Here is a 23,850-nt window from a genome sequence, read left to right as displayed (position 1 = left end):
CGGCGGTTCGATTCCGTCCCGAGCCACCATAGTATCACGGAGGCTTAGCGAAGTGGCCAAACGCAGCAGACTGTAAATCTGTTCTCTGACGAGTTCGGTGGTTCGAATCCATCAGCCTCCACCATGTAAAGTTATGAGCCATTAGCTCAGTTGGTAGAGCACCTGACTTTTAATCAGGGTGTCGTAGGTTCGAGTCCTACATGGCTCACGTTTATTATCTTGCGGTTGTGGTGGAATGGCAGACACGCTATCTTGAGGGGGTAGTGGGCGTACGCTCGTGGAGGTTCGAGTCCTCTCAACCGCACCATCATTCATATGCGTTCGTGGCGGAATTGGCAGACGCGCTAGATTCAGGTTCTAGTGGGGTAACAGCCGTGGAGGTTCGAGTCCTCTCGAGCGCATACTGAAGTAATCGATCGGCATGCCGATATGCCAATAAAGGTATGCCGATCGCATTTGTGCCCTTAGCTCAGCTGGATAGAGCGTTTGACTACGAATCAAAAGGTCGGGAGTTCGAATCTCTCAGGGCACGCCATTATTACCTCAATGACTTACAAAGTGAACTGAGACCTTGATTCGAATGAAGAGTTCGTCGAAGCTCTGCTTCGTGAGCGTTACTTCGCAGTCGGCTGAAAGCCGCATCTCTCAGGGCACGCCATTATTTTAAAACTTAAAGCTTTTGTCTTCCTAAACGGAAGGACAAAAGCTTTTTTTATTTGTTTCTTTAGCTTTATACAGACAGCAGCATGGCATCTACGAACCGCTGGGCTGCGGACGACAAGGGGACTTGGCTGAGTGAAACGATACCTGCGCGCCTCGGTGGAATGGGTTCAGTCAACGTTAACTCGTACAGCCTCTGGTCAGCGAGTTCCGGCTTAATGAAATTACGGATCACGCAGGAAACGCCAAGCCCGGTACGGGCAAAGTCCGCCATCAAGTCTAGGCTCCCCAGTTCGATCTCAGGCGTTAAGGTTACACCGTGGCTGGCCGCATAGGCATCGATATGATGCCGAGTACTGCTTCCTTGCTCGAGCAGAATAAGAGGGTATCCGGCAAGTGCATCTAGGGAGAGGGGATTCTCTGCAAGATGCCGGTAGGTGCTGCCTGCCACAAAGCAGTCCTGAAGCTGCAGTCCTTCACGGATCATTAGCTTACTCTCCGCTAATGCCAGGTTATGTGCAGGCAGAGGAAGGTTCACGATGCCAAAATCAATAGCCCCTTCCTTCAACAGGGCAATCGTCTCGCGAGTCGTTCTATTTTTAACCTGAATGCGTATACCCGGATAAGCCTCGTGAAAGGATTCGAGAAACGGGAGCAAGTAGTGCTTGCACAGGGTGTCCCCCGCCCCTATACGGACCTCGCCCGTCCCCAGCTGGCGCATCTCGGCCAGCAGCCGTTCTCCGGTATGGATGGATTGAAAGCCTTGCTCAATATAGGTAAACAAGACTTCCCCCTCCCCGGTTAGCCGAACTCCCTTGGGTGTCCGAAAAAACAAAGGCCCGCCCAGTTTACTCTCCAATTGCTTGATCGCATGAGTAACGGCAGGCTGGGTCAAATAAAGCTGCTCGGCCGCCTTGGTCAGACTGCCAGCTTTGGCTGCTGAATAGAAAACGCGATATCCTTCCAAATAATCTGACATATCATCAACTCCATTTATGTTGAATATTAGTAACATTCATTATATTTATGTCTTGTACTACGATTATAATCAATGTGTGCTTTAAATGACAAGGATGAGGAGAGGATCCAATGGCAGTCATGGCTGTGGTAGGAGCGAATTGGGGAGACGAGGGCAAAGGAAAGATGACGGATGTGTTGGCTGGAGAGGCCCAGTACGTTGTCAGGTTCCAAGGGGGAAGCAATGCAGGGCATACGGTCATTAATCCGTATGGGAAGTTTGCTTTGCGGCTGCTGCCATCAGGCGTATTTCACACGGATGTGGTCAATGTTATCGGTCCGGGCGTTGCTTTGCATCTTCCTGACTTCTGGAGGGAAAAGGAGCAATTGCACGCAGGAGGCGTACCCGAACCATCCCTGCGGATTTCAGATCGGGCTCAAGTACTGCTTGGCTATCATAAGCTTCTGGATGAGCTGGAGGAGGAAAGACTGGGAGACCGAAGATTCGGCTCTACGAAGTCGGGTATCGCTCCGTTTTATGGAGATAAATATATGAAGCTGGGTATCCAGGTGGCTGATCTATTCGACCGGGAGCGCCTTAGAGACCGTCTGGAGCGCTCTCTGGAGGGCAAGAACGTTCTGCTGCGCCATTTGTACGGAAGACCGGATATAAGAGCGGACGGCTTGCTGGAGGAGCTAGAGATGGAAGCAGAGCGGCTGGAACCGTTCGTATGCAACACGGTGGCATTGCTGCATACGGCCATCAAGCAGGATGCGAATGTGCTGCTGGAAGGGCAACTCGGCGCACTGCGCGACCCGGATCACGGGATTTATCCTTATTCGACATCGTCTTCGACTCTCGCCGGATTTGCAACCGTAGGTGCGGGGGTTCCACCCCATGCGATTCAGCGCGTGGTGGCTGTGGTGAAGGCTTACTCCAGTTGTGTCGGGGAAGGGCCGTTTGTAACGGAGATTGAAGGATCGGAAGCCGATGAATTGCGCAGAAGAGGAGGAGATGCGGGTGAGTATGGAGTGAATACGAAGCGGCCGCGGCGCATGGGTTGGTTCGATGCGGTTGCGACCCGGTATGGCTGCATGCTGCAGGGAGCGACGGAGATAGCTCTTACCAATCTGGACGTTCTCGGATACCTGAACGAAATTCCAGTGTGTACCGCCTATGTGACGGACGGAGAAGAATCTGTTGAGTTTCCGGTATCTGCACGGATCGGCAAGTCCAGGCCTGTGCTGGAGAGGCTGCCGGGCTGGAAATCCGATATTTCTGGTGCGCGTTCGTTTGCAGAGCTGCCAATGGAGGCGCAGCAGTATGTAGAGCGGATAGAGGAGCTGATTGGAGTACCGGTTCGCTATGTGTCCAATGGTCCTAGAAGAGATCAGCTGATCCTTAGAAACTGAGATTCATTCCATTTCCTTGGCGTTTAATGAAGAGAAACGGCGCAAGGGGGATTTCAAATGAGCCTGCTTCAAATCGCAATCAAGCTGATCATCGGTTTTGTCGGATTGTGGGTGATCACACGGCTGCTAGGCAAAAAAGAAATCTCCCAATTAACGCCTTTCGACTTCGTATCCGCCCTGATGCTCAGCGAGCTGGTGGGAAATACAATCTATAGTGGTGAAGCGGACTACGGACAGCTGGGATTTTCTCTAGTATTCTGGATGCTTCTGAGCTACATCATGGATCTGCTGGTATACCGGTGCGGCAAGCTGAGGAAAACGCTGGAGGGAGAGCCTGCTCTGCTGATCGTGAACGGTGAGGTCAGCCATCAGGCACTTCGACGCAACCGTATCGATATGAATCAGCTCAGCATGATGCTGAGACAGCGGGATGTATTCTCACTAAACGAAGTAGCCTATGCTGTACTGGAGAATAACGGAAGTCTGAGTGTCCTGTTGAAGCCGGAGTACGAGGTGCCCAGCCGAGGAGACTTAAAGCTAATGAAAGGGAGAAGCCGTATACCCACGGTGATCATGGAGGACGGGCAGGTGCTAAAGGAAGGGCTAGAGAGGATAAGGAGAAATGAGCGCTGGCTTCGGCAGCAGATGCTCGCCCAAACAGGTCTGACTCCAGAACAGGCGTTATACGTAGAATGGACCGAGGATACAGGACTGTATGTCGTGCAAAAAATGGGTTCATCCGGGAAAGTAAAGCATCAGGAACCCGGATGAGACCTGTTAGAAGGCCGCTATGCTCTGTCCTGTGCAGCCTCTGTCGTTTGCTTGGATTCCTCGAGGTAGTTGTACATCGTAAATTTAGAGATGCTCAGATAGGTTGAAATTTTGTCCCCTGCTTTTTTGATCAGGAAAGCACCTTTCTGATCGAGCAGTGAGATGAATTTCATTTTGTCATCCTTACTCATGACTGCAACCGGCTTGCCGATCACTTCCTGGGTTTCCTGAATCAGCATGTCGAGCAGGTCATTCACATTGGTTACGAACGCCTCGTTGACCTCCGGCTGAAGAGCGGCAGCAGTGAGCGATTGCAGCGTTCTCTCGGCCATGACCAGGGTGGTAATGTCGAAATTAATGCAAAGTGCTCCGATACTTTTGCCTTCCTTGTTCTTCATATAAAGAGAAGTCGAACGAAGTATCCGTCCATCCTTCGTTTGAGTGATATAATTCATCCGGTTGCCGTTATTGGTCGTACCACGAAGAAGCTCCAACCCAAGATTGGTACCGGGATCTCCGACCTTTCTCCCGGTAATATGGCCATTGGAGATCGCCACGATCGTGCTTTCATAGGACCGGTTCAAATCATGCAGGACAACCTCGCACTGTTCTCCGAATTGAGCGGCAATGCCTTCAACCAAAGACTCCAGAAAATCTTGTTCTTCTTGAATACGTTCCATGGGCAAGTTCCCCCTAATCGATATGCCGATGAGAGGATCGTACCACATTTCGGGCAGAAAACAAACAGTCAGAACCTGATCAGACAGGGGATGGGCAACAAAAAGCCCCTGCAGATTTACAGGGGCCTCATAGAAGGCCGACTAAGGAAAAGGGCTGGAATCGGGTTGGAGCAAATATAGGGTTTAGCTCGGTCATTCGCTTTTCTTCGCATCTCTAAGCGGGTTATTCAATATCTTGGCTTTTTTGCCTTGCTGCTGTTCGTCATTTTGCTGATCTCCACTTTGCTGGTCTCCACTTTGTTGATCTCCGCTTTGCTGATCTCCGTTTTGCTGGCTTCCGCCGGAAGAGCCGTTATTTTTATTCGTCTTGGCCCAGGGATTACCGCTGCGTCGCAGCTTTTTCTGGAAGTCGATTTCATGCTGCAAAGCCTTCTCTTGAGATTTCTGAAGCTCCTTCAGCTGTTTTTTCTCGGACGCCCTCTTCTTGTCGAGAAGCTCGTATTCCTGCTGCTGAATTTCCTGGTACATTTTCATCTGCTGCTGCAGCTGTGAGTCGATCGGTTTGTCGTTCTGCTGCCCGGACTGCTTGTCTTGGGCAGGCTCCTGCTGTCCGCAGCCCGTCGTCAGAAGAAAAGCCAAGGTGATCCAGCAGCTGATCCGATGGAAAGCCTGTTTGCTCATACGTAACCATTCCTCCCGGACCCGGCTTGGCGCCGGAGCAAGTTAAGCGAATGCCGATAGATCTAGGATGCCCGGAAGGACGAAAAAAAATGTTGTCGGAGGCTGTTTTGTATTATGATAGGGATAGTCGCCTTTTAGCTTCTGGAGTTCGCTGTTTCGCTGCTGAGCACATACACTTTCACATTCTTCTTCACTCCGAACTCCAAGGCTTGGTCCACATTCTTCATATACACGTCGATACGGGAGCCGCGGATGGCCGAACCGGTATCTTCTGCTTGGCGAATGCCGACTCCGTCAATGAAAACAGTCGTGCCGATCGGAATGATCTTGGGATCGACAGCGATGGTTCGCCCTTCCTCTGCCTTGCTGCCGCTGTAGGTGATGCCGTATTGAGGGTGGGCGGGCGTTTTGCCGGTCGACTCGAAGCCTGCCGTATAGGCGGTTAGTGTGCTCGAAAGCACTTCCTTAATGACCTTCTGCCGGCCATCGGCTAATTGAAGGGCAGGCTTCTGGAGCGGGATATCCAGCAGGGTACCGATTTTCAGCCGGTTCGGGTCGGATAGCGGATTAGCTGCCTGAATGTCATTGACATCTACACCGAATGACCGGGAGATACGGTAAAGGGTGTCTCCGGATTTGACTTGATAGGGAATTGTGGATGGGATCATCACGGAATCCGCATAGGCGGCTTCGTGTTCAGACGGAAGAGCTGGCTCTGGATCGTCTGAAGCGATATAGAAATCATTGATGAAAATTGTTTCTTCCGGATTATCCGAATATTCCATAGCGGACACAGGGAGCGCAAAGGCTGACGTTATGCAGATGAAGACGAACACCACCATCATGATCCAACGAGTAAAACCATGCATCAAACTCAATCCTCCTCTAGCAAATTAGACCGATCCTAGCAATAGGTTAGCCGGATTGAGAGAATTCTAAACGTAGACATGTCAACAGGGGGAAGTCAAATGGCCAGATTAGAAGGTAAACGAATCGCGATCACAGGCCCGCGGAAAGCTGCAGAGCTGAGTGTGATCGTAGAGAAAATGGGTGGAACCGCATTGGTTCGTCCGGCACAGGGCACCGTAGCCGTCGAAGCTGAGCAGGTACAGGCTGAGGTGAGAAAGCTGATCGCAGAAGGGGCCGATTGGATTCTGCTGACGACGGGAGTAGGTACGGAGCTGCTCGTTCAAGCTGCGGAAGCCATCGGTGAATCGGAGGCCTTCACCGCCTTGCTGAGTAAGTCTCAGGTTGCTGCGCGCGGCTATAAAACGGTCAACGTCTTGAAGAAGCTGGGCGTTCAACCTGAGGTAAGGGATGATGACGGGACAACGAGCGGGCTCATCCGCGCGATGGGCGGCCGTGACTTGTCAGGGAAGCGTGTGGCTCTGCAGCTGTATGGCGACCATGCGCCGAGGCTTGTAGAGTGGCTAAGAGAACAAGGAGCCATCTACCACGAAATATTGCCCTATCTGCATATTCCGCCTGAGCTGGACGTCGCGAATCTGCTGCTTGACGAGATCGCCGGTGGTGAGCTGGATGCCGTGACGTTCACCAGTACGCCGCAGGTAAGATTTCTGATGCAGCATGCCAGGGAACGGGGAATGGCGGAACGCGTCATCCAAGCGTTTCAAGGCGAAACCATTGCTGTTGCCGTCGGTAAAGTAACGGCTGAAGCCATGCGAGAGGAAGGGATTACCCGGGTTGTCGCACCGGAAGAAGAGCGGATGGGCAGCATGATCGTCGCGCTTGCCAAATATTATGAGAAGGAAGCCGGGAATTTGAATTAGAGGGTTATAATAAGAAGCGGATCGAGCTAAGGTGTTAAGCCGTTTCTTGCTGCTTGGAGAGGCGTCAGGCCTGCGAAGAAGGTGTAAGAGTGCCGGTGAAGGCCTATAATGCCAGGATGAACCGGGCAAATCAGCGGCTTCGTCAACGACTGGACGCTGATTTGGTTGGCAAGAGGAGGTATGGTATACTTTTCCTGTTGGGAAAGACATAGCATGCCTCTTTTTTTGTTGGGGTCTTAGGAGGTTGGACATGGAAGCTTCTGTCGTGCAGCTTACACAGGTTACGAAAAAAATAGGCTCCAAGACGATCGTGGATGGGCTTTCCTTCGAGGTACGGCCAGGGGAAGTATTCGGTTTCCTCGGACCGAATGGCGCAGGCAAGACGACGACGATTCGGATGATGGTCGGTCTCATCTCCATCTCCGGCGGAGAAGTAAGGATACAGGGACACAGCGTCCGCGGACAATTTGAGGAAGCGATGCGCCATGTCGGCGCTATTGTAGAAAATCCTGAATTTTACGGATTTATGACGGGCTATCAGAACCTGATTCATTTTGCAAGAATGATGCCGAATGTAAGCAAGGAGAGGATCGACGAGGTCGTAAGACTGGTGCGGCTGGAGAGCCGGATTCAGGATAAGGTCAAGACGTATTCGCTCGGCATGCGCCAGCGGCTGGGGGTCGCCCAGGCGATCCTGCACCGTCCGTCCGTACTGATCCTGGACGAGCCGACCAACGGTCTCGATCCTGAGGGAATCCGCGAACTCCGCGACTACCTGCGGACGCTGGCCAAGGATGAAGGACTGGCTGTCATCGTATCGAGCCACTTGCTCTCGGAAATGGAATTGATGTGCGATCGTGTGGCAATTATTCAGAATGGGAAGCTGCTCGATGTGCGCTCATTTAAGGAAACGGCCGGGAGCTCTGAATCGCTTGAAGTCCGCTTCGAGGTTCAGGATACCGCCGCGGCCGCCGCACTGCTCCAGGAAGCAGGGTATACGACACGGGCAGAAGACGCTGAAGTGTCGCTGCAGCTGCCGGACCGCCGCGAAGCGGTAGCTGAGGTGAATGCCCGACTGGTTGCCGCAGGCATAGCGGTATACGGGATTCGGGTGATTACGAAAACGCTTGAGGATCAGTTCCTCGAGGTGACAAGGGGGAACCGGATTGTCTAGCCTGCTGTCGCTCGTGCAGAACGAGAATATGAAGATTTATAACCGTGTGCGCACCTGGATCATGCTGGGGATCCTGATCTTGACCATCGTCATGGTCGGCGTGCTGATGAAGTTCGTGCTGGAAGTTCCTTATACGAATGTGATCCAGTTCATGGGGGCTACCACCTATCTGACAGGACTGTGCACCATTTTCAGTGTTATCGTAGCTGGAGATATCGTCGCTTCCGAATTCAGCTGGGGAACGATCAAGCTGCTGCTGATCCGTCCGGCTTCCCGGAGCAAGGTGCTGGCCTCCAAGCTGGTCGCTGTGCTGCTGTTTACCCTTTGCCTGCTTGCGCTTCATTTTATCTTCTCCTACTTCACCGGACTGCTGCTCTTTGGAGCTGGGGCGCCGCTTATTCCTGGTGAATCCATCGGAGCCATTACCCGGACCTATCTGCTTGATACTGTGAGCATCGTAATGACGGTCCTGCTCGCTTTTATGATTTCGGCTGCCTTCCGCAGCAGTTCACTGGCGATCGGCTTGTCCATCTTCCTGCTGCTGACCAAGGATGGGGTTGTGTTGGTATTGTCCAAACTGAAATATGAGTGGATCAAATACTTCTTGTTCGCGAATACGGACTTGCTGCCGTATGTGACAGGCGGCCAACCGCTGTTCGACGACATGACCTTAGGCTTCTCCGTGACAGTTATTATCGTTTATGCAATCCTGTTCTATCTGATTGCCTGGTTGCTTTTCACCAAACGAGATGTGGCCGGTAATTAGGCACCCCGATGTATTCATTTTTGAACGGCAGAGGCTCTTCCTGAGGGGGAGCCTTTCTTTTGTACATAAAAGGTGAAAGAACGGGGAAGAACATCCTAAAAATTAAGCCTATGTAAATATGAGCGCAGGAAAAGGATAATAACGATTTATGTCGAATATTTTTGTGTTGGACACTCTAGGTAAAAGGGGATTTATGGCAGCTCATGATTGAATTTAAAAATGTCTCCAAGGTATACCCTAACGGTACCGTTGGTTTGAACAAGCTGAATCTGACGATTAAGAAAGGTGAATTTATTGTCATTGTCGGGTTGTCGGGCGCGGGGAAATCGACTATGCTCCGTTCGATTAACAGGCTTCACGAAATTACCGATGGTCAAATACTTATAGATGGCCGCTCTATCACTTCGGCCAGCGGTGCTGAGCTTCGCCGGATGCGTCGCGATATCGGCATGATCTTCCAAAGCTTTAACCTCGTCAAGCGTTCCACGGTGCTGCGGAATGTCCTGTCCGGACGCGTGGGGTATCACTCGACGCTGCGCACGCTGCTCGGACTGTTTCCCAAGCAAGATATTGAGCTGGCCTTTACCGCGCTGGAGCGCGTAAACATCTTGAACAAGGCTTACTCTCGGGCTGACGAGCTGTCCGGCGGCCAGCAGCAGCGCGTCTCAATCGCCCGCGCCCTCGCGCAGGAAGCCAAGATTATCCTCGCGGACGAGCCCGTGGCTTCCCTCGATCCCCTGACGACGCGTCAGGTTATGGATGACTTGAAGCGGATTAATCAGGATCTGGGCATCACGACGATCGTCAATCTTCACTTTATCGACCTTGCCCGTGAGTACGCGACGCGGATCATCGGGCTGCGCGCTGGGGAAGTCGTCTTCGACGGACCTGTGGAAGAAGCGACGGATGAGAAGTTCTCCGAGATTTACGGACGGGCCATCAAGAAGGATGAGCTCCTGGGGGTGGAAGCGTAATGACGGATACGGACCGCAAACGCGTTCTGCAGAAGCCATCCCGCATGAAGTCGTACATGACGACGCTAATCCTGATTGTCCTGCTCTGGTGGAGCGCCGAAAACACGGATTCAAGCTTGCCTAGACTGATAGCGGGAAGTCCGGAGATGGGTAAGCTGATCGTTGAAATGTTTCCTCCGGACTGGAGCTACATCGATGTTGTCTGGGCGCCGATGATGGAGACGGTGCAGATGGCTGTCATCGGGACGACTATCGGCGGATTGCTGGCGATTCCGATCGCCCTTTTGGCAGCGAGCAACGTAGTGCGTACGCCTTGGCTGTACCAGCCCGCCCGCTTTATCTTGAACTTGATCCGGACGATCCCGGAGCTGCTGTTCGCCGGGCTGTTCGTTGCCGTCTTCGGTATCGGGGCCATCCCGGGAATCCTGGCACTGATCTTCTTCTCCTTTGGCCTCGTCGCCAAGCTGACCTATGAATCCATCGAGGCCATCGACCCGGGTCCGCTTGAAGCGATGACCGCCGTGGGTGCTAACAAGATGCAGTGGATTCAATTCGGCGTCGTTCCTCAAGTAGCGGCTCAATACATGGCCTACTTTTTGTACACCTTCGAGGTAAATGTCCGCGCAGCTGCGGTACTGGGACTCGTGGGAGCCGGAGGCATCGGGCTGTATCTGGACCGTACGCTCCAGCAATTCCGGTACGATCGCTCTTCGCTTATCATCATCCTGACGCTGGCGATCGTTCTGATCATTGATTACGTCAGCACCAAGGTAAGGGAGAAGCTGCTATGACAACCAGACCTGTTCCAAAAAAATCATTCCGCATCCGCTACTGGCTTGTGGCTATTATTGTGCTGGCCATTTACGTATGGTCGTTTACCGGTATTGAGTACACGGGCTTAACGGAAAGCGCAGGCAAGGACTTTGCCACGATTCTAAGAGGCCTATTTAGCCCGGACTGGGAGTTTGTCTACAGGCCGGATGGAGAGGACTTGCTGCGCGGGCTGCTGGATACGCTCGGCATCTCCATTATCGGTACGTTCATTTCGGCCATTCTCTGTGTTCCTTTTGCCTTCTGGGCAGCCAATAATATGAGCAAGTTCCGCTGGGTAACCGGAAGCGGGAAGTTCATGCTGAGCCTTATCCGGACGTTCCCCGAAATCGTGATGGCGATTATCTTCATCAAGGCCGTTGGTCCGGGAGCTTATGCCGGTGTGCTGGCCTTGGGGCTGCATTCCATCGGGATGCTCGGCAAGCTGTACTCCGAGGCTGTGGAGAACCTGGATCTCGGTCCGTCTGAGGCACTGACCGCTTGCGGAGCCAACCGGCTGCAGGTGCTGTGGTTCGCGGTTATGCCGCAGGTGCTGCCGCATTTCTTCTCCTTCGCGCTGTACCGCTTCGAGATCAATATCCGTTCTGCTTCGATTCTCGGTCTGATCGGCGCAGGGGGGATCGGCGCTCCGTTGATCTTCGCGCTGGAAGCCCGCGCATGGAATCGGGTCGGAGTCATTCTGCTCGGCATCATTGTGATGGTTACGATCATCGATATCATCTCGTCCACAATCCGCAAGCGTCTGGTTTAAGCAAGCGGCGGATTCGTTAACCTATGGGCAAAGCCCGCTTTCCTAGGATAAGGGAAGCGGGCTTTTTGGACTGTCGTTGTTCGAATCGTACCGGTCGGACGAGTGGCTTAGTCAAGAGGTGTGGAGACTGGCTGGGCGAGCACCCAGTCCAGAAAACGCTGAGCTTGGACCGATAGCGGATCTCTGCTCCGCCAGTAGACAGCTAGCGGGTTGGTCATGGTGATGCCGGGCACCTGGATGCGCGCGACTTCGCCTCGCTGGATGTAGTCATGGACCTCCGCCGCCGAAGCGAAGAGCACGCCGTAGCCGGCGGCTACAGCCCGGACGGCTTCATGCATGCCGCCAAGCTCCATCCCGATCCGCGGCAGGCCGATCTTGCTGCTGCGGCATAGGGAGAGCAGCATGTCCCGGGTGGAGCTTCCTTCCTCGCGCATGACGAAGGGCTCCCGCAGCACCTCCGTCAGTGTCGCCTCCCGGCCTGCCAGCCGGTGGTCAGGCGGTACGACGAACCACATCGGGTCCTCGCCCAGAGGCTGGCGGGTCAGTACTTCGTCAGCCGCCAGCCGCCCGCCGACGAACGCAAGCTCGGCTTCGTAGTGGAGCAGCAGGCTAAGCGCGCGATCGGCATTGGCCGTCTGCAGGACCAGCCTGATATCCTCCTCTTGCCGCTTGAAACCTGCCATCCAGGCGGGCAGCAGGAAATTTGCCGGCAGGTAAGTCGCGGTGAGCCTCAGGATGCCCGTCCTCCCTTCCCGGAAGTCGTGAATCCGCAGACTGACGTCCTCCTCCAGGGCGGCCATCCGCTTGGCCTGAGCGGCGACGAAGCTGCCTGCTTCCGTAAGCAGAATGCCCCGCCCCTTGGGGGTGAGCAGGGTCAGGCCAAGCTCCTGCTCCAGCTTGCGGATCTGCATCGTTACGGCAGGCTGACTGATACGGAGCGCCTCGGCTGCCCGCGTCACACTTCCTGTGCGGGCAACCGTATGAAAGATATGCAGCGCATGGAGATTAATCGAAGGCTTCATGCCGATGAATACTCCTTTCACAAAACATAAATAAAATTTATGAAATAATAAAACATATATATTATTTTTATTATAACCTATGCGGTATGCTTGCTGTAAAGAAGGAGGGAGTCTTATGGTAACCCGAATGATTTGCTCCGAATGCGGGCTTGAGCAAGCAGCCGGAGCGGCAAACTACAGCTGCGGCTGTGGGGGACTTATGGAGGTTAGACTGGAAGCGGGGCCGGGAGGCTGGGACGCTGAGCAGCTGCGGAAGACGTTTGATGACCGCTTAAGCGAACGGGGCACCCTGTATGCAAGCGGCGTATGGAGATACAAGGAGCTGATTCATCCCTCGCTGTCTCCAGAGTTTGCTGTTACGAGAAATGAAGGCAACACCGGACTGTATGAGGCGGAGCCGGTTCGGCGATTCGCGGGGATCGGCAGGCTCTGGTTGAAGGCGCAGAGCGAGAATCCAAGCGGCTCCTTCAAGGACAATGGCATGACGGTTGCCGTGTCGCAAGGGCTGTCGCAGGGATATCAACGGTTTGCCTGCTCCTCAACAGGGAATACTTCGGCTTCCCTGGCGATGTATGCCGCCTGGAGCGGGGCAGAGGCGTATGTGTTCGTACCGCAGCAGGGAGTGGCGGCAGGTAAGATCGGACAAACGCTGGCTTACGGCGGGCGGATGGTCCGATTCGAAGGCACGTATGATGACGGGATTGCCTTCCTGCAGCGGCATGCGGCTGCACTCGGCTTGTATGTATGCAATTCGATCAATCCGTGGCGGATTGAGGGGCAGAAGAGCATCGGCTTTGAGATCGCTCACCAGCTCGGCTGGAAGCTGCCGGACTGGATCGTGCTGCCTGGCGGGGCGCTTAGTAACGTCTCCGCTCTGGGCAAGGGTTTGCTGGAGCTGCAGGCGATTGGTTTGATCGATCGGCTGCCCCGTATTGCCGTCGTACAGGCGGAGGGTGCGGCGCCCTTTCACCGTCTGATGGAAGCAGGGGCGCGGGAGCTGATCCCCGAACCGGCACCTGCTACACGGGCCAGTGCCTTGAATATCGGCAATCCTCCAAGCTGGAGAAAAGCCGCGGCAGTGTTGAAGGCGACAGCTGGAGTCACGGTGTCGGTGACGGACGAAGAGATCTTCACAGCCAAGCGAGTGGTGGACCGCAGCGGGATCGGCTGCGAGCCGGCATCCGCTGCATCTGTCGCCGGTTTGCGCAAGCTGCGGGAGAGAGGAATTATAGACCCGGATTGCTCGGCCGTATGCATCCTGACGGGACATCTGCTGAAGGATTATGAGGCGATGAACAGCTACATGACGGAAATCCTGGATGAAAGAATCCAGGGAGCTTGCGGGGACGAACGGCTGGGACTGCACCCGGATGCGGTCCGAGCTCTATTTGCCAAGAGCGAGGGTTAGGTGGCATAGCTGAGTCATAGGCTGAATGAACAAAGAGCTGTCCCCTAGAGGGGACAGCTCTTTGTATATCGCAAACGGCTTACTTCTGGCCGATGCCTTTGGAATATTCACGGACGATGTCGAAGTTCTTGTCGTCGGATTTTACATAACCGCGGTGGGAGTAAACTTCATTGATGATTTTGCCGCCTTCTGGATCTTTGCCGATCTCGATGAATGCATTGGCAATTTTGTCTCTCCACGCTTGATCCATATCCGTACGGACTGTAATCGTGTCGTTAGGGATTTTGGATGTGAAGGCCAGTACGCGAGTTTGCTCGAATACGTCTGGCTTGTCCTTTTTGACCGTGTTACGAGCGTCTTGGAAGATCGCCGCTGCGTCGGTTTGACCATTCAATACTGCCAGTACGCCTTTGTCATGACCTTTTACTTCGATGCCTTTGACGTCCTTTTCTGGGTCTACGCCAGCTTTCTTCATGTCATTGGCTGGCCAGACGAAGCCTGCGGAGGAAGTAACACCTTGCCAAGCGATCGATTTGCCCTTCAGATCGGCCAAGGTTTTGATCGGGGAGTCCTTCTTAACGATGATCATCGCTTTGTAGAAGTCAACCAGATCTTTAGTGTCAGCGCCGGTTGCATCGTCGATGCCATAGCGCTGAGCTTGCAGCAGCAGGTCAGCTGCTTTCTTCTCGTCATGCGCCAGTACGTAGGCGTTAGGAGGCAGGAAGCCCACATCGACTTGCTTGGAAGCCATAGCTTCAATAACCGTGTTGTAGTTGGTCGATACGGTAACCTTCACGGGAATGCCGAGCTTGTCCCCCAGCAGCTTCTCCAGCGGCTTGGCTTTTGCTTCGAGCGTTTCCGCGCTCTGGGAAGGAACGAATTGTACGCGCAATTCTTTCGGCTCAAACCCTTTAGCTGCCGGTGCTTCTTTTTTGTCTGCAGGCGCTGGAGTTTGTCCTCCTGGAGTGGCTGTCTTCGATCCACATCCAGCGGCTAAACCTGCCGTGAGGATCAGAGACAGGCTGAGAGCCGTCATTTTTTTAAACATGATTAATTGACCTCCTGTTGAATCTGAGTAATAGTGTCAAACAATTAAACTATACCACAAAATGGGCGAATGAATAGTTAAAAAATTATGAAAAAGCAGGCATATGTCACTGTTTCTGACCTGTATCTTACATTATAGCTCTTTTTCCCTGTTTTTGTTAAGATAATCTGAAAGAACTCTTGTAGAGAAAATAAAAAGATGACAATGGAGTTGAAGAAAGCTGTGACTGAATCCACACAAGCTGCGACAATTAAGCTCACCGTTCTGGAAACAAGCGACATTCACGGACATATCTTGCCCATTCAATATGCAAATCATAACCCGACGGAAACGGGACTCGCCAAGCTGGCGACACTCATCCGGGAGAAACGGCGGCATCATGAGCATGTGCTGCTTATCGACAACGGAGACCTGATTCAGGGGACGCCCCTAGCCTATCATCATGCTCGGCTGAACCGGGAAGCAGCCAATCCGATGATTGCCAGCCTCAATGAGCTGGGTTACGATGCAGCCGTCATCGGAAATCATGAATTCAATTACGGCATGGACTTGCTGCGCAAGGCTACGTCCGAGTCCTCTTTTCCATGGCTTTGTGCGAATATCGTGAACGAATCGGACGGGGAGCCTTTCCTCGGGAAACCTTATACGATCAAGATCTATGGCGGGGTTAAGGTGGCGGTTCTCGGGCTGACGACTCCATATATTCCGAACTGGGAGAAAGCCGAGCATATCGCAGGCCTGCGGTTCGAGGATGCGGTTCAATCTGCCCGGCGCTGGGTGAAGGAGCTGCGGGAGCGGGAAGCAGCGGACATCGTCATCGTTGCGTATCATGGGGGCTTCGAGCGTCATCTGGAGAATGGGGAGCCGACCGAGCCTCAGACCGGTGAAAATCAGGGCTATGCTTTATGCCGGGACGTGCCTGGCATTGATCTGCTGCTGACCGGTCATCAGCACCGCAGCATTGCCCAGGTGGTCTGCGGTGTACCGGTGATTCAGCCGGGAAGCGCAGGCGCCTTGCTGGGCAAGGCCGTACTGACGCTAGAGCGGTCTGCGGAAGCAGGCGGACGCTGGCGTGTGGCGACGGTGGAGTCCGAGCTGGTCTCGCCGCATGGCGCGGTGCCCGATGTCCGGATCATGGAGCTGGCAGATCCCCATGAGCGGCTGACGCAAACCTGGCTGGATCAGCCGATCGGGCGGCTGGTGGGCGATATGCGCGTGCTGGACCCGATGGGAGTCCGGCTGGCGGAGCATCCGCTGATTGAGTTTATTAACCGGGTACAGATGGAGCTCTCCGGCGCTCCGATCTCCAATACCGCACTGTTCGACAATGTATCCCCTGGCTTCCCTGAGCATATTACGATGCGGGATATCGTGTCGAATTATATATATCCGAACACCCTACAGGTCATCCGGGTTAGCGGCCGCGATATCGAAGCTGCTCTGGAACAGACGGCGGGTTATTTCGACACCTATGATGGTCAGGGCGAGATTCGTGTCAGTCCGGCTTTCAGCGATCCGAAGCCCCAGCATTATAACTATGATATGTGGGAAGGCATTGACTATAAGCTGAACATCTCCCGGCCCGTAGGTCAGCGCGTGACCGAACTGTTGTACAACGGGCGGCCGCTCGATCCGGATGGCGAGTATGAGGTCGTTATGAACAACTATCGTGCGGCGGGGGGCGGTAACTACGCGATGTTCCAGAACAAGCCGGTCGTCAAGGATATCCCTACGGATATGGCCGAGCTGCTCGCCAGCTATATAATGGAGCGGGGAACGATTCAATCGACGCTCAATGGCAATTGGGAGGTCGTGTGGGACGGGAAGGCCGGCAGATAGGCGGGCTGGCGCAGGATCTTGGGGATAAAATAGCTATAAATATTCTTCACCTTGCGGGAGGACGGCCCCCCGTGCGTTAATAGTAGGTGTAGCAGGCCAGCTAACACTCTACGAAAGGAGTGATCGGAAACGATGATTACAACAAACGAGGTGGTCTCTGCGTAAGCAGGGACTGCAAAAGCTTCAAGGGGGCCTTCGGGCTCCCTCCTACATACTTTCCGTCCATCCTGCTATAGTCCGATGGACATTTTCGGAAGCAATGGGTATAATAAGGGTCGAACTAGGAAGTATGATACAACTGACTATGACTTATGATCGCTAAGCCGGGAGCTTCGGTTTCAGGCCTTAAGCATATATTCTGACGAAGGGAGTGGCGTGTAATGTTGGTATTGAATAACACGACTATGATGAATATGACAAGAGGATTTGATTACAAGTGAATAAGCATTTTCTCCATCACCGTCACCTGAACCCCGTCTTCTACAGGAACAGAACATAAAGAGGCATTCGGGCACGTATCGGCAGATCGTGTTTTTTTAATTTTATGCCCCTCAGACTATCAATCCTGTGTATCCAAGGGCACATTCATAGGAGGTGTGAAGATGAAAATGCTGACGACTTTCGGAAGTAACGCCAATCCGGCGCGAAAGGAGGCATTCATCGGTGGGGTACAAGAACGGGAAGGACATTTTGCCGCCTAACCTGCTCAAGCAATTGCAGGATTATATTCAAGGCGAGATCATTTATGTTCCTAAGAAAGACCAGACCCGCGCAGGCTGGGGTGAGAATAACGGCACCCGGCAGTCGATTCAAAAGCGGAATCATGAAATATTCAGACTGTATCAGAACGGGTATTCCGTTACAGAGCTGATCGGCAAATTCCACTTAAGCGAAGACAGCATTCGCAAAATTATCGTCAAAACCCGCGGACTCGCGGCTAGACCCTAATAGAGGAAAGTGCGGTGAGCAGGCGGCATCAAGCGGAGCATGAGTAATCCAGCAGCCGCCCAGCATCGACTTATACCATAGCGAACGGAGCCAGAAGTGGATGCTTTTGGCTTTTTTCGATGCTCAGATTAAAAGACTTGAATGCCGACCAGCTTGATACCGCTGATCAGGATGATGGTCGCCATAACGGTGCGCAGAGGTTTGGCGGGGACTTTGGCGGACAGGCTGCTGCCGATGAGAACACCCGGTACCGACCCGACGAGCAGATTCAACGCAAGCCAATAATCAATGTTGCCGAAGCCTGCATGCATGAGCCCCGCAGCGGACACGAGCAGAAAAGCATGCACAATGTCGGTGCCGACTAGCTCGGCGGCTTTCAACCGGTAGAAAAACATCATAGCGAGGGCGAAGAGAGAGCCGGAGCCGATCGAGGTCAGTCCGACGATAAAGCCAAGCAGGACGCCGATTAGGATGGAGAGCCCTTTCTTATCGGCGAGGGATTTGTCTTGTACGGCATTGGTGCGGTTGGGTGTGATCCAGACCTTAGCCAGACTCAGGATGGCGACCGCGATCAGCACGATACCCAGCGAATGCTTGATAATGGCATCCTGGTAGCCCTGTAGCGGAGGATAAAATTTCAACAAAACAATGGCGATTACTGCGCTTGGAACGCTGCCCATAGCGAGATGCCTGACGAGTGTCATATTTACCGTCTTCTGACGCACATGCTGGATGCTGCCGAAGAGCTTGGTGATGGAGTTGTAGAAGAGATCCGTGGCTACCGCTACGGTAGGCTGGATGCCGAGGAATACGAGCAAAGGGGTCAATAAGGCCGCCCCGCCTACGCCGGTAAGCCCGACCAAGAGCCCGACAAGCGCGCCCATGAATACAATATTCAGTTCCATATCGTTCCCCACCTCAAGTTGTCTTGTCGGTAAGTCTCATTATAATCCCTAGTTAACCTATGCGCAATTATAAAATTGAACTTTTTCCTTTTTTTCGTGTTTTATTTTCACTATATGTAGGCTTAGGGAGGTCTGGTGCCCATCCGGCACAATAATTAACAGGCGTATTCCAAGGATTGTCGATTGGCGGAAGCTGGGCTTGCGTCGTAAATATAGTCCCGTCTTCCTGAGGAACGTTGAGGGGCTGTATGATATAGTAAAAGAGAGATGACAGGACAAAACGCATGCTTTGGCTCAAAGGAGTGGTGTTCTTGATCCCTGTATTTGTGTATGGAACCTTGCTGGTAGGTGAATCGAATCATCATATCGTGGCCCCGTATGTATTGTCCGTCCGTCCCGGCACGGTGCCTGGCTGTCTGTATGACGCAGGGGAATACCCTGGACTTGTACTGTCCGGACCGGGAGGGGGAGGCATGGTCAGGGGGGAATGGATCGTGATCGAGAGCGAAGGCCTGGCCGAGCTCGACAGGCTGGAGGAATACTACGGCCCGGGAGGACCCAATAGCTACGAGCGCGTATGGATCCGCGACGGCATAAGGGAAGAGCGCGAAGGCTGGACCTACGTATGGGGACATTCCCAGGGGTATCCGGCTATCGAGGGCGGTTCGTGGCGGGAGCGCGGCCGGCAGCAGGAATAAAAAAACCGCAAGCCTCTATAGGGCTTTGCGGTTCCAGGTAGAGATCAGCCAATGCGGCTTACGATATGTGACGATGGAATCGGCTGCAAGTGGATTTCCCCGCAGCAAGAGAGGTGCTACAAAGCGCGCCGCGAGAAGGGTCTCCAGTCTTCCTTCTCGGATTTCTTGATAATCTCCGTGATTCTCATCATCACGGCATTCGCATCTTCTTCCCCAATGGCAACGATAAGCTGCTCATAGTTCAGATTATCAAGGTGAAGCTTGCGCGTGACCGTGCTGTCCTTGTACCAGGCTTCGGTGACCGCGAAAGAGCCTTCCTGCTTCAGCCATACCTCGTGATAATATTGATCCTGCTCGTTCTGAGCTTTGAGTGATAGATAATAGGCCTGCATAGGAATACGCGGGTCTGATATGCGCTGGCTGACGACAGAACCAGAAGAAACCGGCTGGCCGAACGAAACATATCGGGAAACTTTGCGTATTAATTGATCAATGGATTGCATCATAACCATCCCTTCGATAGGACGTAATTCCTAATCATTCGAGTAATTTTGCTAAAAAAATCTTTATGATGATAATAACATAGTTCCAATGGATTATACACCCTACTTTTGACTCATAGACAATTGTTTTTTTCACCCCTATTCCATGCGGTTCGTGGTATAATGAAGCCATACGAAATTGCATGATTCAGAAGCGGAGAGAATGTGAATGTCCCCCTATAAAATTTTACTTGCGGACGACGAGGAGGCCCTCCGGTTTTTGCTGACGGAGACCCTGGCAGACGAAGGATACGACATTACAGAGGCTGCTGACGGCAAGGAAGCGGTCGAGCGGCTGAACGATGAGCGGTTCGATCTGATCATTTTGGACTATATGATGCCGGAGCAGACCGGTGTCGAAGTTTGCGAATGGCTTCGCAGTCAAGATAATCCCAACCGGGAGGCTCCGGTCATTCTTCTGACGGCCAAGGCTCTCGACAAAGATCGCGAGCGCGCCAGGGAAGCAGGCGTCACCCAATACATAGTAAAGCCCTTTAGCCCTTTGCAATTGATCGATACCGTGATTGAACTTATTGAGCAGCGTTCGAACTAGAACGGACGCATGATTATGCTTAGAGATCGGGAGTGAGCTTGGTTTGCGTCATAGCTCTGGAGAAGACAGAACCGCCAGGGAACATCGTCTGATGAAAGAGGGCAAGCACAAGTATGTGGCTGAGCTTGCCAAGCAACTGGCTCAGCTCCGTGAGTGGATGCTGTCCAGCCAGCCCGATGATCCGTTCGAGTCGGCCAAGCGGATTTACAGGATCGTACATACGCTCAAGGGAAGCGCCCCAATGTTCGGCTTTGTCCGCGTAGGCATCGTTGCACAGAAGCTGGTTGACCTGTGGGAGTGGACACAGGCCGATGCAGAGCAAGACCAGGAACCCGGCAGCATGGTCCATTACGACCGTTGCATGGAGCCGTCTGGTCCCTTGCTGCGCGAGCTGGAGCTGGAGCTGGATATCTATAAACGCGAGCTGGAGCTGGATGACCATCAGGAACGGGTGCAGTGGTCCTTCATGCAGCCGTCCGGGGAACGGCTGCTCGTGATCGATGACGATGAGGTTCTCCGTTCCTATCTGGTCCGGAGACTGAGGATGGATGGCTATGAGGTGGACGAAGCGGCTGATGTGGTGGCAGCTGAGAAGCTGCTGCGGGAGAACACCTACCATCTGGTGACGCTGGACCTGATGATGCATCCGGCGAGCGGTTATGAGCTGTTCGAGTTTCTGAAGGATGATCCTACTCTGAAGTGGCTTCCGCTGATTGTCTTGTCGGGTCGTGAAGATGTAAGCGATAAGGTACGGTGCTTCTATCTGGGAGCGGATGATTACGTGACCAAGCCCTTCCAGTATGACGAGCTAGCAGCACGTATCTACAGTCTGCTGAACCGGACGAAAACCTTCGAGCAGATGGCATTCCGTGATCCGCTCACGGGGGTATATAACCGCCGGTTCTTTGATAATCAGATTCAGGTTGAGCTGCAGCGGAGCGCCCGGTATCCAGGGCCCGTATCGCTGGCTTTTATCGATATTGATCGCTTCAAATCTATCAACGATACATACGGACATCACATGGGCGACCTGGTGCTGCAAGGGCTTGCCCATCTGCTGCAGGATAATTTACGGAATACGGATGTGCTTGCACGATTTGGCGGCGAGGAATTCGTGGTCGTGTTCCCCAATACGGGAGGGTCCGACGCCAAGAAGGCGCTCGAGCATATTCTGCAGATGGCCCAGCTGGAGCCGGTTGCACAGAATGAAGGACAACCTCTGCGCATCACATTTTCGGCGGGCGTATCGGAGTGGGTACCTGACATGGATGTCAAGCAGTGGATCGGAGCCTCGGACAGCGCCATGTATGAGGCTAAGCAGAGCGGACGGAACCGAGTCGTGCTACGGATGGCGGGCGATAACCAGGAACCGGCTGAACGGCCTGTCCAGACGAGCGCGCGCAAGCGGGTGCTCATTGCGGATGACGATAAAATACTGCGCTCCATTCTGATTGCCAAGCTGAAGCATCTGCCAATCGACTTCCAGGAGGCGGTCGACGGCGAGGAAGCTTATGAGATCATACAACAGCAGACGCTTCATCTGTGCATCCTGGATAGGGTGATGCCCCGTCTGGACGGTTACGGGCTGCTGCAGCTTCTAAGCGACAGGGACCAGCGTCCGCCTGAGATGAAGGTCATGATCCTGTCCGGACGGAACCGTGAGGAGGATATCGACCGCGGCCTGCAGCTTGGAGCGGACGGCTATATGCACAAGCCCTTCTCTATGGTTGAGCTCGAGCTGCGGGTCAAGGAGCTATTGGAGCTGGCATAACGCCTGCTTCTTCTTGACTCGGGCTGCGGCTTGTTGATGCATGACATGCATGTAAAATTCCAAAGGATGTGGGAGATTTGACTGAAAAACCGCTCGATATGCTCACCATCAAAAACAGAATGACATTGCCTGTTACTTTGGGCACCTTTATGCTTGCTCTCTTGACACATGTACTATTCCGCTGGGTGGGTGTGTTTCACTCTCAGCATAATGTGGATTTGACCGCTTACGGCTTTGTGCTGAACTCTTTGCTGGTTGCTCCCGTTCTTTTTCTGATTGCAGGCGGTATTGCTTACGCGATGGGGCAGCAGCGCTTAGTACCGCTGGCCAATGCGTTGTCGATGACGCTGTCGAGCGTAGCTATGATCTTCGTAGCGGGCGGTATGCTGGAGTTCTTCTTCTCGATTTTTATGGTTATCGCCTTGATGGCCTTTTATGAAAGCACCAAGCTGATCTGGACCATGACCGGAGTTTTCGCGCTGCAATATGCGACGGCCTTTTTGTTTTTCCCGGAGCTGGTCTTCGGATCGGAAGGCTACGGCATCACGCTCTTATTGGTTCATCTCGTATTCCTGCTGTTGACAGCCGGAACAACGGTCTGGCAGATTTCCAAGAAGAAAGTCACGCTCGGGCTGCTTGAGGCGGAGAAGCTGCAGAAGCAGGAGCTGCTCAAGCAAACCTTGGACCGGTTAACGACAAGCTCAGGCCAGCTTGTTCGTTATGTCGAACATCTGAACGGCAATGCGGACCGTACACTGGTCGAAAACCGCAGCATTATGGAGTCCATGGAACGTATGGCAGCCGCTACCGAGGATCAGGCGCAGAACAGTAACGACAGTGCTCGCGCCATGGAAGAGATGTCGATCGGCGTACAACGTGTGGCTGAATCGTCGGGCGTCGTCACCGAAGCCTCGATGGGCATGGTCCGTGAGGCAGAGAAGGGCAATATCACGATCAATCATGCCGTATCTCAGCTGGATTCGCTGCAAGTCACCTCGCAGAAGGTTGGGGAGGCGCTGGAGCGTCTGGAGCAGCAGTCGCTGCAAATCGGAGAAATTGCAACGATCATCTCCGGCATTGCTTCGCAAACGAACCTGCTGGCGCTGAATGCCGCCATCGAAGCGGCCCGTGCGGGAGATCAGGGGAGCGGCTTTGCCGTCGTCGCCACCGAAGTGCGCAAGCTGGCTGAACAGTCGGAAGCGTCAGCCGGTCAGATCAGCGAGCTAATTGAGGAGATCCAGCGGGCCACCTCCTCGGCAGTTCAGATTATGAAGGTTGGCGGAGCCGAAGTCGAGTCCAGCCATCAGGCGGTCGGCGAGGCGGGTCAGGTGTTTAACCTGATCGTGGAGGAAGCTCGCAGGGTTTGTGACCAGATTCAGGAAATATCGGCTTCAGCCCAGCAGATGTCGGCAGGTACGGAGGAGGTTTCCGCTTCCTTGAACGAGGTGGCGCGGTTGTCCGGCGATAATGCAGGCGGCGCGCAGCGGGTATTGTCTTCCAGCCAGCATCAGCTCATGGCGATGGAGTCGATCTCGGAAGCGACAGAGGGGCTGAACCAGCTCGCCCATGAGCTGGAGAAAATCTGTGCCGGGATTAATGAAGAGGCACGCAAGCGCATCTAAGCATCCAGCATCCGGTGTGCGGGCCAAGTGAAACGAAGCTCAAATA

At 53.6% G+C, this 23,850-nt stretch carries 23 protein-coding genes and 5 tRNA genes; 20 read left to right on the top strand and 8 right to left on the bottom strand.

The features are described 5' to 3' along the window. Positions 1-38: 38 nt before the first annotated feature. The 5 genes from WMW72_RS31365 (at position 39) to WMW72_RS31345 (ending at position 535) form a co-directional block, all read left to right on the top strand. Positions 39-124: transfer RNA gene (locus tag WMW72_RS31365), tRNA-Tyr, on the top strand. Positions 125-135: 11 nt separating this feature from the next. Continuing rightward, positions 136-208: transfer RNA gene (locus WMW72_RS31360), tRNA-Lys, on the top strand. A gap of 13 nt (positions 209-221) precedes the next feature. Next, positions 222-307, top strand: a tRNA-Leu gene (locus WMW72_RS31355). A 10-nt stretch (positions 308-317) separates the two neighbouring features. Then, a tRNA-Leu gene (locus WMW72_RS31350) sits at positions 318-401 on the top strand. 57 nt (positions 402-458) lie between these two features. Continuing rightward, positions 459-535 (top strand) — tRNA-Arg (locus tag WMW72_RS31345). A 195-nt stretch (positions 536-730) separates the two neighbouring features. On the opposite strand, the gene WMW72_RS31340 is transcribed toward WMW72_RS31345, so the two are convergent. Then, entirely contained in the window at positions 731-1,639 is a 909-nt protein-coding gene (locus WMW72_RS31340) for a LysR family transcriptional regulator (RefSeq protein ID WP_341419538.1), read from the bottom strand. A gap of 110 nt (positions 1,640-1,749) precedes the next feature. On the opposite strand from WMW72_RS31340, the gene WMW72_RS31335 reads away from it, so the two are divergent. Both WMW72_RS31335 and WMW72_RS31330 read left to right on the top strand, forming a co-directional pair. Continuing rightward, the gene (locus WMW72_RS31335) at positions 1,750-3,030 is read left to right on the top strand and encodes an adenylosuccinate synthase (RefSeq protein ID WP_341419537.1); all 1,281 of its coding nucleotides are present in this window, start codon (positions 1,750-1,752) and stop codon (positions 3,028-3,030) included. Between the two features lie 57 nt (positions 3,031-3,087). After that, positions 3,088-3,801: a DUF421 domain-containing protein gene (locus tag WMW72_RS31330; protein ID WP_341419536.1), complete on the top strand. Its 714-nt coding sequence runs from the start codon at positions 3,088-3,090 to the stop codon at positions 3,799-3,801. A 17-nt stretch (positions 3,802-3,818) separates the two neighbouring features. On the opposite strand, the gene WMW72_RS31325 is transcribed toward WMW72_RS31330, so the two are convergent. The 3 genes from WMW72_RS31325 to WMW72_RS31315 form a co-directional block, all read right to left on the bottom strand. Then, positions 3,819-4,481, bottom strand: a complete 663-nt coding sequence (locus WMW72_RS31325) for a helix-turn-helix transcriptional regulator (protein WP_341419535.1) — start codon at positions 4,479-4,481, stop codon at positions 3,819-3,821. Between the two features lie 192 nt (positions 4,482-4,673). Next, a complete protein-coding gene (locus WMW72_RS31320) occupies positions 4,674-5,162 on the bottom strand; it encodes a hypothetical protein (protein ID WP_341419534.1) in 489 nt (162 codons plus the stop codon). A 134-nt stretch (positions 5,163-5,296) separates the two neighbouring features. Continuing rightward, positions 5,297-6,031, bottom strand: a complete 735-nt coding sequence (locus tag WMW72_RS31315; protein WP_341419533.1) for a 3D domain-containing protein — start codon at positions 6,029-6,031, stop codon at positions 5,297-5,299. Between the two features lie 99 nt (positions 6,032-6,130). On the opposite strand from WMW72_RS31315, the gene WMW72_RS31310 reads away from it, so the two are divergent. From WMW72_RS31310 to phnE (WMW72_RS31285), 6 genes are all read left to right on the top strand, one after another. After that, positions 6,131-6,952: a uroporphyrinogen-III synthase gene (locus WMW72_RS31310; RefSeq protein WP_341419532.1), complete on the top strand. Its 822-nt coding sequence runs from the start codon at positions 6,131-6,133 to the stop codon at positions 6,950-6,952. Between the two features lie 250 nt (positions 6,953-7,202). Further along, on the top strand, positions 7,203-8,126 hold the full coding sequence (locus WMW72_RS31305; protein WP_341419531.1) for an ABC transporter ATP-binding protein: 924 nt from the start codon (positions 7,203-7,205) through the stop codon (positions 8,124-8,126). Further along, positions 8,119-8,892 (top strand): ABC transporter permease, encoded by a 774-nt coding sequence (locus WMW72_RS31300; protein ID WP_341419530.1) that lies wholly within the window; start codon positions 8,119-8,121, stop codon positions 8,890-8,892. Before WMW72_RS31305 ends, WMW72_RS31300 begins: the two co-directional genes overlap by 8 nt. A gap of 203 nt (positions 8,893-9,095) precedes the next feature. Then, complete coding sequence (gene phnC, locus WMW72_RS31295; protein WP_341419529.1) at positions 9,096-9,866, top strand: phosphonate ABC transporter ATP-binding protein; 771 nt, start codon at positions 9,096-9,098, stop codon at positions 9,864-9,866. Next, complete coding sequence (phnE, locus tag WMW72_RS31290) at positions 9,866-10,657, top strand: phosphonate ABC transporter, permease protein PhnE (RefSeq protein WP_341419528.1); 792 nt, start codon at positions 9,866-9,868, stop codon at positions 10,655-10,657. Before phnC ends, phnE (WMW72_RS31290) begins: the two co-directional genes overlap by 1 nt. Beyond that, on the top strand, positions 10,654-11,448 hold the full coding sequence (gene phnE, locus WMW72_RS31285) for a phosphonate ABC transporter, permease protein PhnE (RefSeq protein WP_341419527.1): 795 nt from the start codon (positions 10,654-10,656) through the stop codon (positions 11,446-11,448). Before phnE (WMW72_RS31290) ends, phnE (WMW72_RS31285) begins: the two co-directional genes overlap by 4 nt. Before the next feature lie 107 nt (positions 11,449-11,555). On the opposite strand, the gene WMW72_RS31280 is transcribed toward phnE (WMW72_RS31285), so the two are convergent. Next, positions 11,556-12,470, bottom strand: a complete 915-nt coding sequence (locus WMW72_RS31280; protein ID WP_341419526.1) for a LysR family transcriptional regulator — start codon at positions 12,468-12,470, stop codon at positions 11,556-11,558. A 115-nt stretch (positions 12,471-12,585) separates the two neighbouring features. Between WMW72_RS31280 and thrC the strand changes: the two genes are divergently transcribed. After that, complete coding sequence (thrC, locus tag WMW72_RS31275; protein WP_341419525.1) at positions 12,586-13,878, top strand: threonine synthase; 1,293 nt, start codon at positions 12,586-12,588, stop codon at positions 13,876-13,878. Between the two features lie 79 nt (positions 13,879-13,957). Here thrC and WMW72_RS31270 read toward each other — a convergent pair whose 3' ends face one another. Beyond that, positions 13,958-14,926 (bottom strand): phosphate/phosphite/phosphonate ABC transporter substrate-binding protein, encoded by a 969-nt coding sequence (locus WMW72_RS31270; protein WP_341419524.1) that lies wholly within the window; start codon positions 14,924-14,926, stop codon positions 13,958-13,960. 198 nt (positions 14,927-15,124) lie between these two features. Between WMW72_RS31270 and WMW72_RS31265 the strand changes: the two genes are divergently transcribed. Together WMW72_RS31265 and WMW72_RS31260 are read left to right on the top strand one after the other, a co-directional pair. After that, a complete protein-coding gene (locus WMW72_RS31265; RefSeq protein ID WP_341419523.1) occupies positions 15,125-16,765 on the top strand; it encodes a bifunctional metallophosphatase/5'-nucleotidase in 1,641 nt (546 codons plus the stop codon). Between the two features lie 663 nt (positions 16,766-17,428). After that, positions 17,429-17,713, top strand: a complete 285-nt coding sequence (locus WMW72_RS31260) for a CD3324 family protein (protein WP_341419522.1) — start codon at positions 17,429-17,431, stop codon at positions 17,711-17,713. Positions 17,714-17,841: 128 nt separating this feature from the next. Here WMW72_RS31260 and WMW72_RS31255 read toward each other — a convergent pair whose 3' ends face one another. Beyond that, positions 17,842-18,618 carry a sulfite exporter TauE/SafE family protein gene (locus tag WMW72_RS31255; protein ID WP_341419521.1) on the bottom strand — a complete coding sequence of 259 codons (777 nt, stop codon included), beginning with the start codon at positions 18,616-18,618 and terminating at the stop codon, positions 17,842-17,844. Between the two features lie 305 nt (positions 18,619-18,923). Between WMW72_RS31255 and WMW72_RS31250 the strand changes: the two genes are divergently transcribed. After that, positions 18,924-19,316 carry a gamma-glutamylcyclotransferase family protein gene (locus WMW72_RS31250; protein ID WP_423227628.1) on the top strand — a complete coding sequence of 131 codons (393 nt, stop codon included), beginning with the start codon at positions 18,924-18,926 and terminating at the stop codon, positions 19,314-19,316. Between the two features lie 116 nt (positions 19,317-19,432). On the opposite strand, the gene WMW72_RS31245 is transcribed toward WMW72_RS31250, so the two are convergent. After that, positions 19,433-19,822: a hypothetical protein gene (locus WMW72_RS31245; protein ID WP_341419519.1), complete on the bottom strand. Its 390-nt coding sequence runs from the start codon at positions 19,820-19,822 to the stop codon at positions 19,433-19,435. A gap of 205 nt (positions 19,823-20,027) precedes the next feature. Between WMW72_RS31245 and WMW72_RS31240 the strand changes: the two genes are divergently transcribed. From WMW72_RS31240 to WMW72_RS31230, 3 genes are all read left to right on the top strand, one after another. Continuing rightward, positions 20,028-20,411 carry a response regulator gene (locus WMW72_RS31240; RefSeq protein ID WP_341419518.1) on the top strand — a complete coding sequence of 128 codons (384 nt, stop codon included), beginning with the start codon at positions 20,028-20,030 and terminating at the stop codon, positions 20,409-20,411. Between the two features lie 43 nt (positions 20,412-20,454). Next, entirely contained in the window at positions 20,455-22,182 is a 1,728-nt protein-coding gene (locus tag WMW72_RS31235) for a diguanylate cyclase (protein WP_341419517.1), read from the top strand. Between the two features lie 68 nt (positions 22,183-22,250). Further along, the gene (locus WMW72_RS31230) at positions 22,251-23,804 is read left to right on the top strand and encodes a methyl-accepting chemotaxis protein (RefSeq protein WP_341419515.1); all 1,554 of its coding nucleotides are present in this window, start codon (positions 22,251-22,253) and stop codon (positions 23,802-23,804) included. Positions 23,805-23,850 lie beyond the last annotated feature (46 nt).

The organism is Paenibacillus filicis (assembly GCF_038070315.1).
In the GTDB taxonomy this organism is placed as follows: domain Bacteria; phylum Bacillota; class Bacilli; order Paenibacillales; family NBRC-103111; genus Paenibacillus_G; species Paenibacillus_G filicis.
The sequence above is the reverse complement of the archived record's forward strand: the minus strand, read 5'-3'. Positions and strand labels throughout refer to the sequence as shown.

Coding starts and splice junctions, on each gene's coding strand:
- WMW72_RS31305 (WP_341419531.1), top strand. CDS start 7,203: ATGGAAGCTTCTGTCGTGCAGCTTACACAGGTTACGAAAAAAATAGGC.
- WMW72_RS31240 (WP_341419518.1), top strand. CDS start 20,028: ATGTCCCCCTATAAAATTTTACTTGCGGACGACGAGGAGGCCCTCCGG.
- WMW72_RS31265 (WP_341419523.1), top strand. CDS start 15,125: ATGACAATGGAGTTGAAGAAAGCTGTGACTGAATCCACACAAGCTGCG.
- phnE (WP_341419527.1), top strand. CDS start 10,654: ATGACAACCAGACCTGTTCCAAAAAAATCATTCCGCATCCGCTACTGG.
- phnC (WP_341419529.1), top strand. CDS start 9,096: ATGATTGAATTTAAAAATGTCTCCAAGGTATACCCTAACGGTACCGTT.
- WMW72_RS31270 (WP_341419524.1), bottom strand. CDS start 14,926: ATGTTTAAAAAAATGACGGCTCTCAGCCTGTCTCTGATCCTCACGGCA.
- WMW72_RS31245 (WP_341419519.1), bottom strand. CDS start 19,822: ATGATGCAATCCATTGATCAATTAATACGCAAAGTTTCCCGATATGTT.
- WMW72_RS31315 (WP_341419533.1), bottom strand. CDS start 6,031: ATGCATGGTTTTACTCGTTGGATCATGATGGTGGTGTTCGTCTTCATC.
- WMW72_RS31310 (WP_341419532.1), top strand. CDS start 6,131: ATGGCCAGATTAGAAGGTAAACGAATCGCGATCACAGGCCCGCGGAAA.
- WMW72_RS31320 (WP_341419534.1), bottom strand. CDS start 5,162: ATGAGCAAACAGGCTTTCCATCGGATCAGCTGCTGGATCACCTTGGCT.
- WMW72_RS31280 (WP_341419526.1), bottom strand. CDS start 12,470: ATGAAGCCTTCGATTAATCTCCATGCGCTGCATATCTTTCATACGGTT.
- WMW72_RS31330 (WP_341419536.1), top strand. CDS start 3,088: ATGAGCCTGCTTCAAATCGCAATCAAGCTGATCATCGGTTTTGTCGGA.
- WMW72_RS31325 (WP_341419535.1), bottom strand. CDS start 4,481: ATGGAACGTATTCAAGAAGAACAAGATTTTCTGGAGTCTTTGGTTGAA.
- WMW72_RS31255 (WP_341419521.1), bottom strand. CDS start 18,618: ATGGAACTGAATATTGTATTCATGGGCGCGCTTGTCGGGCTCTTGGTC.
- WMW72_RS31340 (WP_341419538.1), bottom strand. CDS start 1,639: ATGTCAGATTATTTGGAAGGATATCGCGTTTTCTATTCAGCAGCCAAA.
- WMW72_RS31335 (WP_341419537.1), top strand. CDS start 1,750: ATGGCAGTCATGGCTGTGGTAGGAGCGAATTGGGGAGACGAGGGCAAA.
- thrC (WP_341419525.1), top strand. CDS start 12,586: ATGGTAACCCGAATGATTTGCTCCGAATGCGGGCTTGAGCAAGCAGCC.
- phnE (WP_341419528.1), top strand. CDS start 9,866: ATGACGGATACGGACCGCAAACGCGTTCTGCAGAAGCCATCCCGCATG.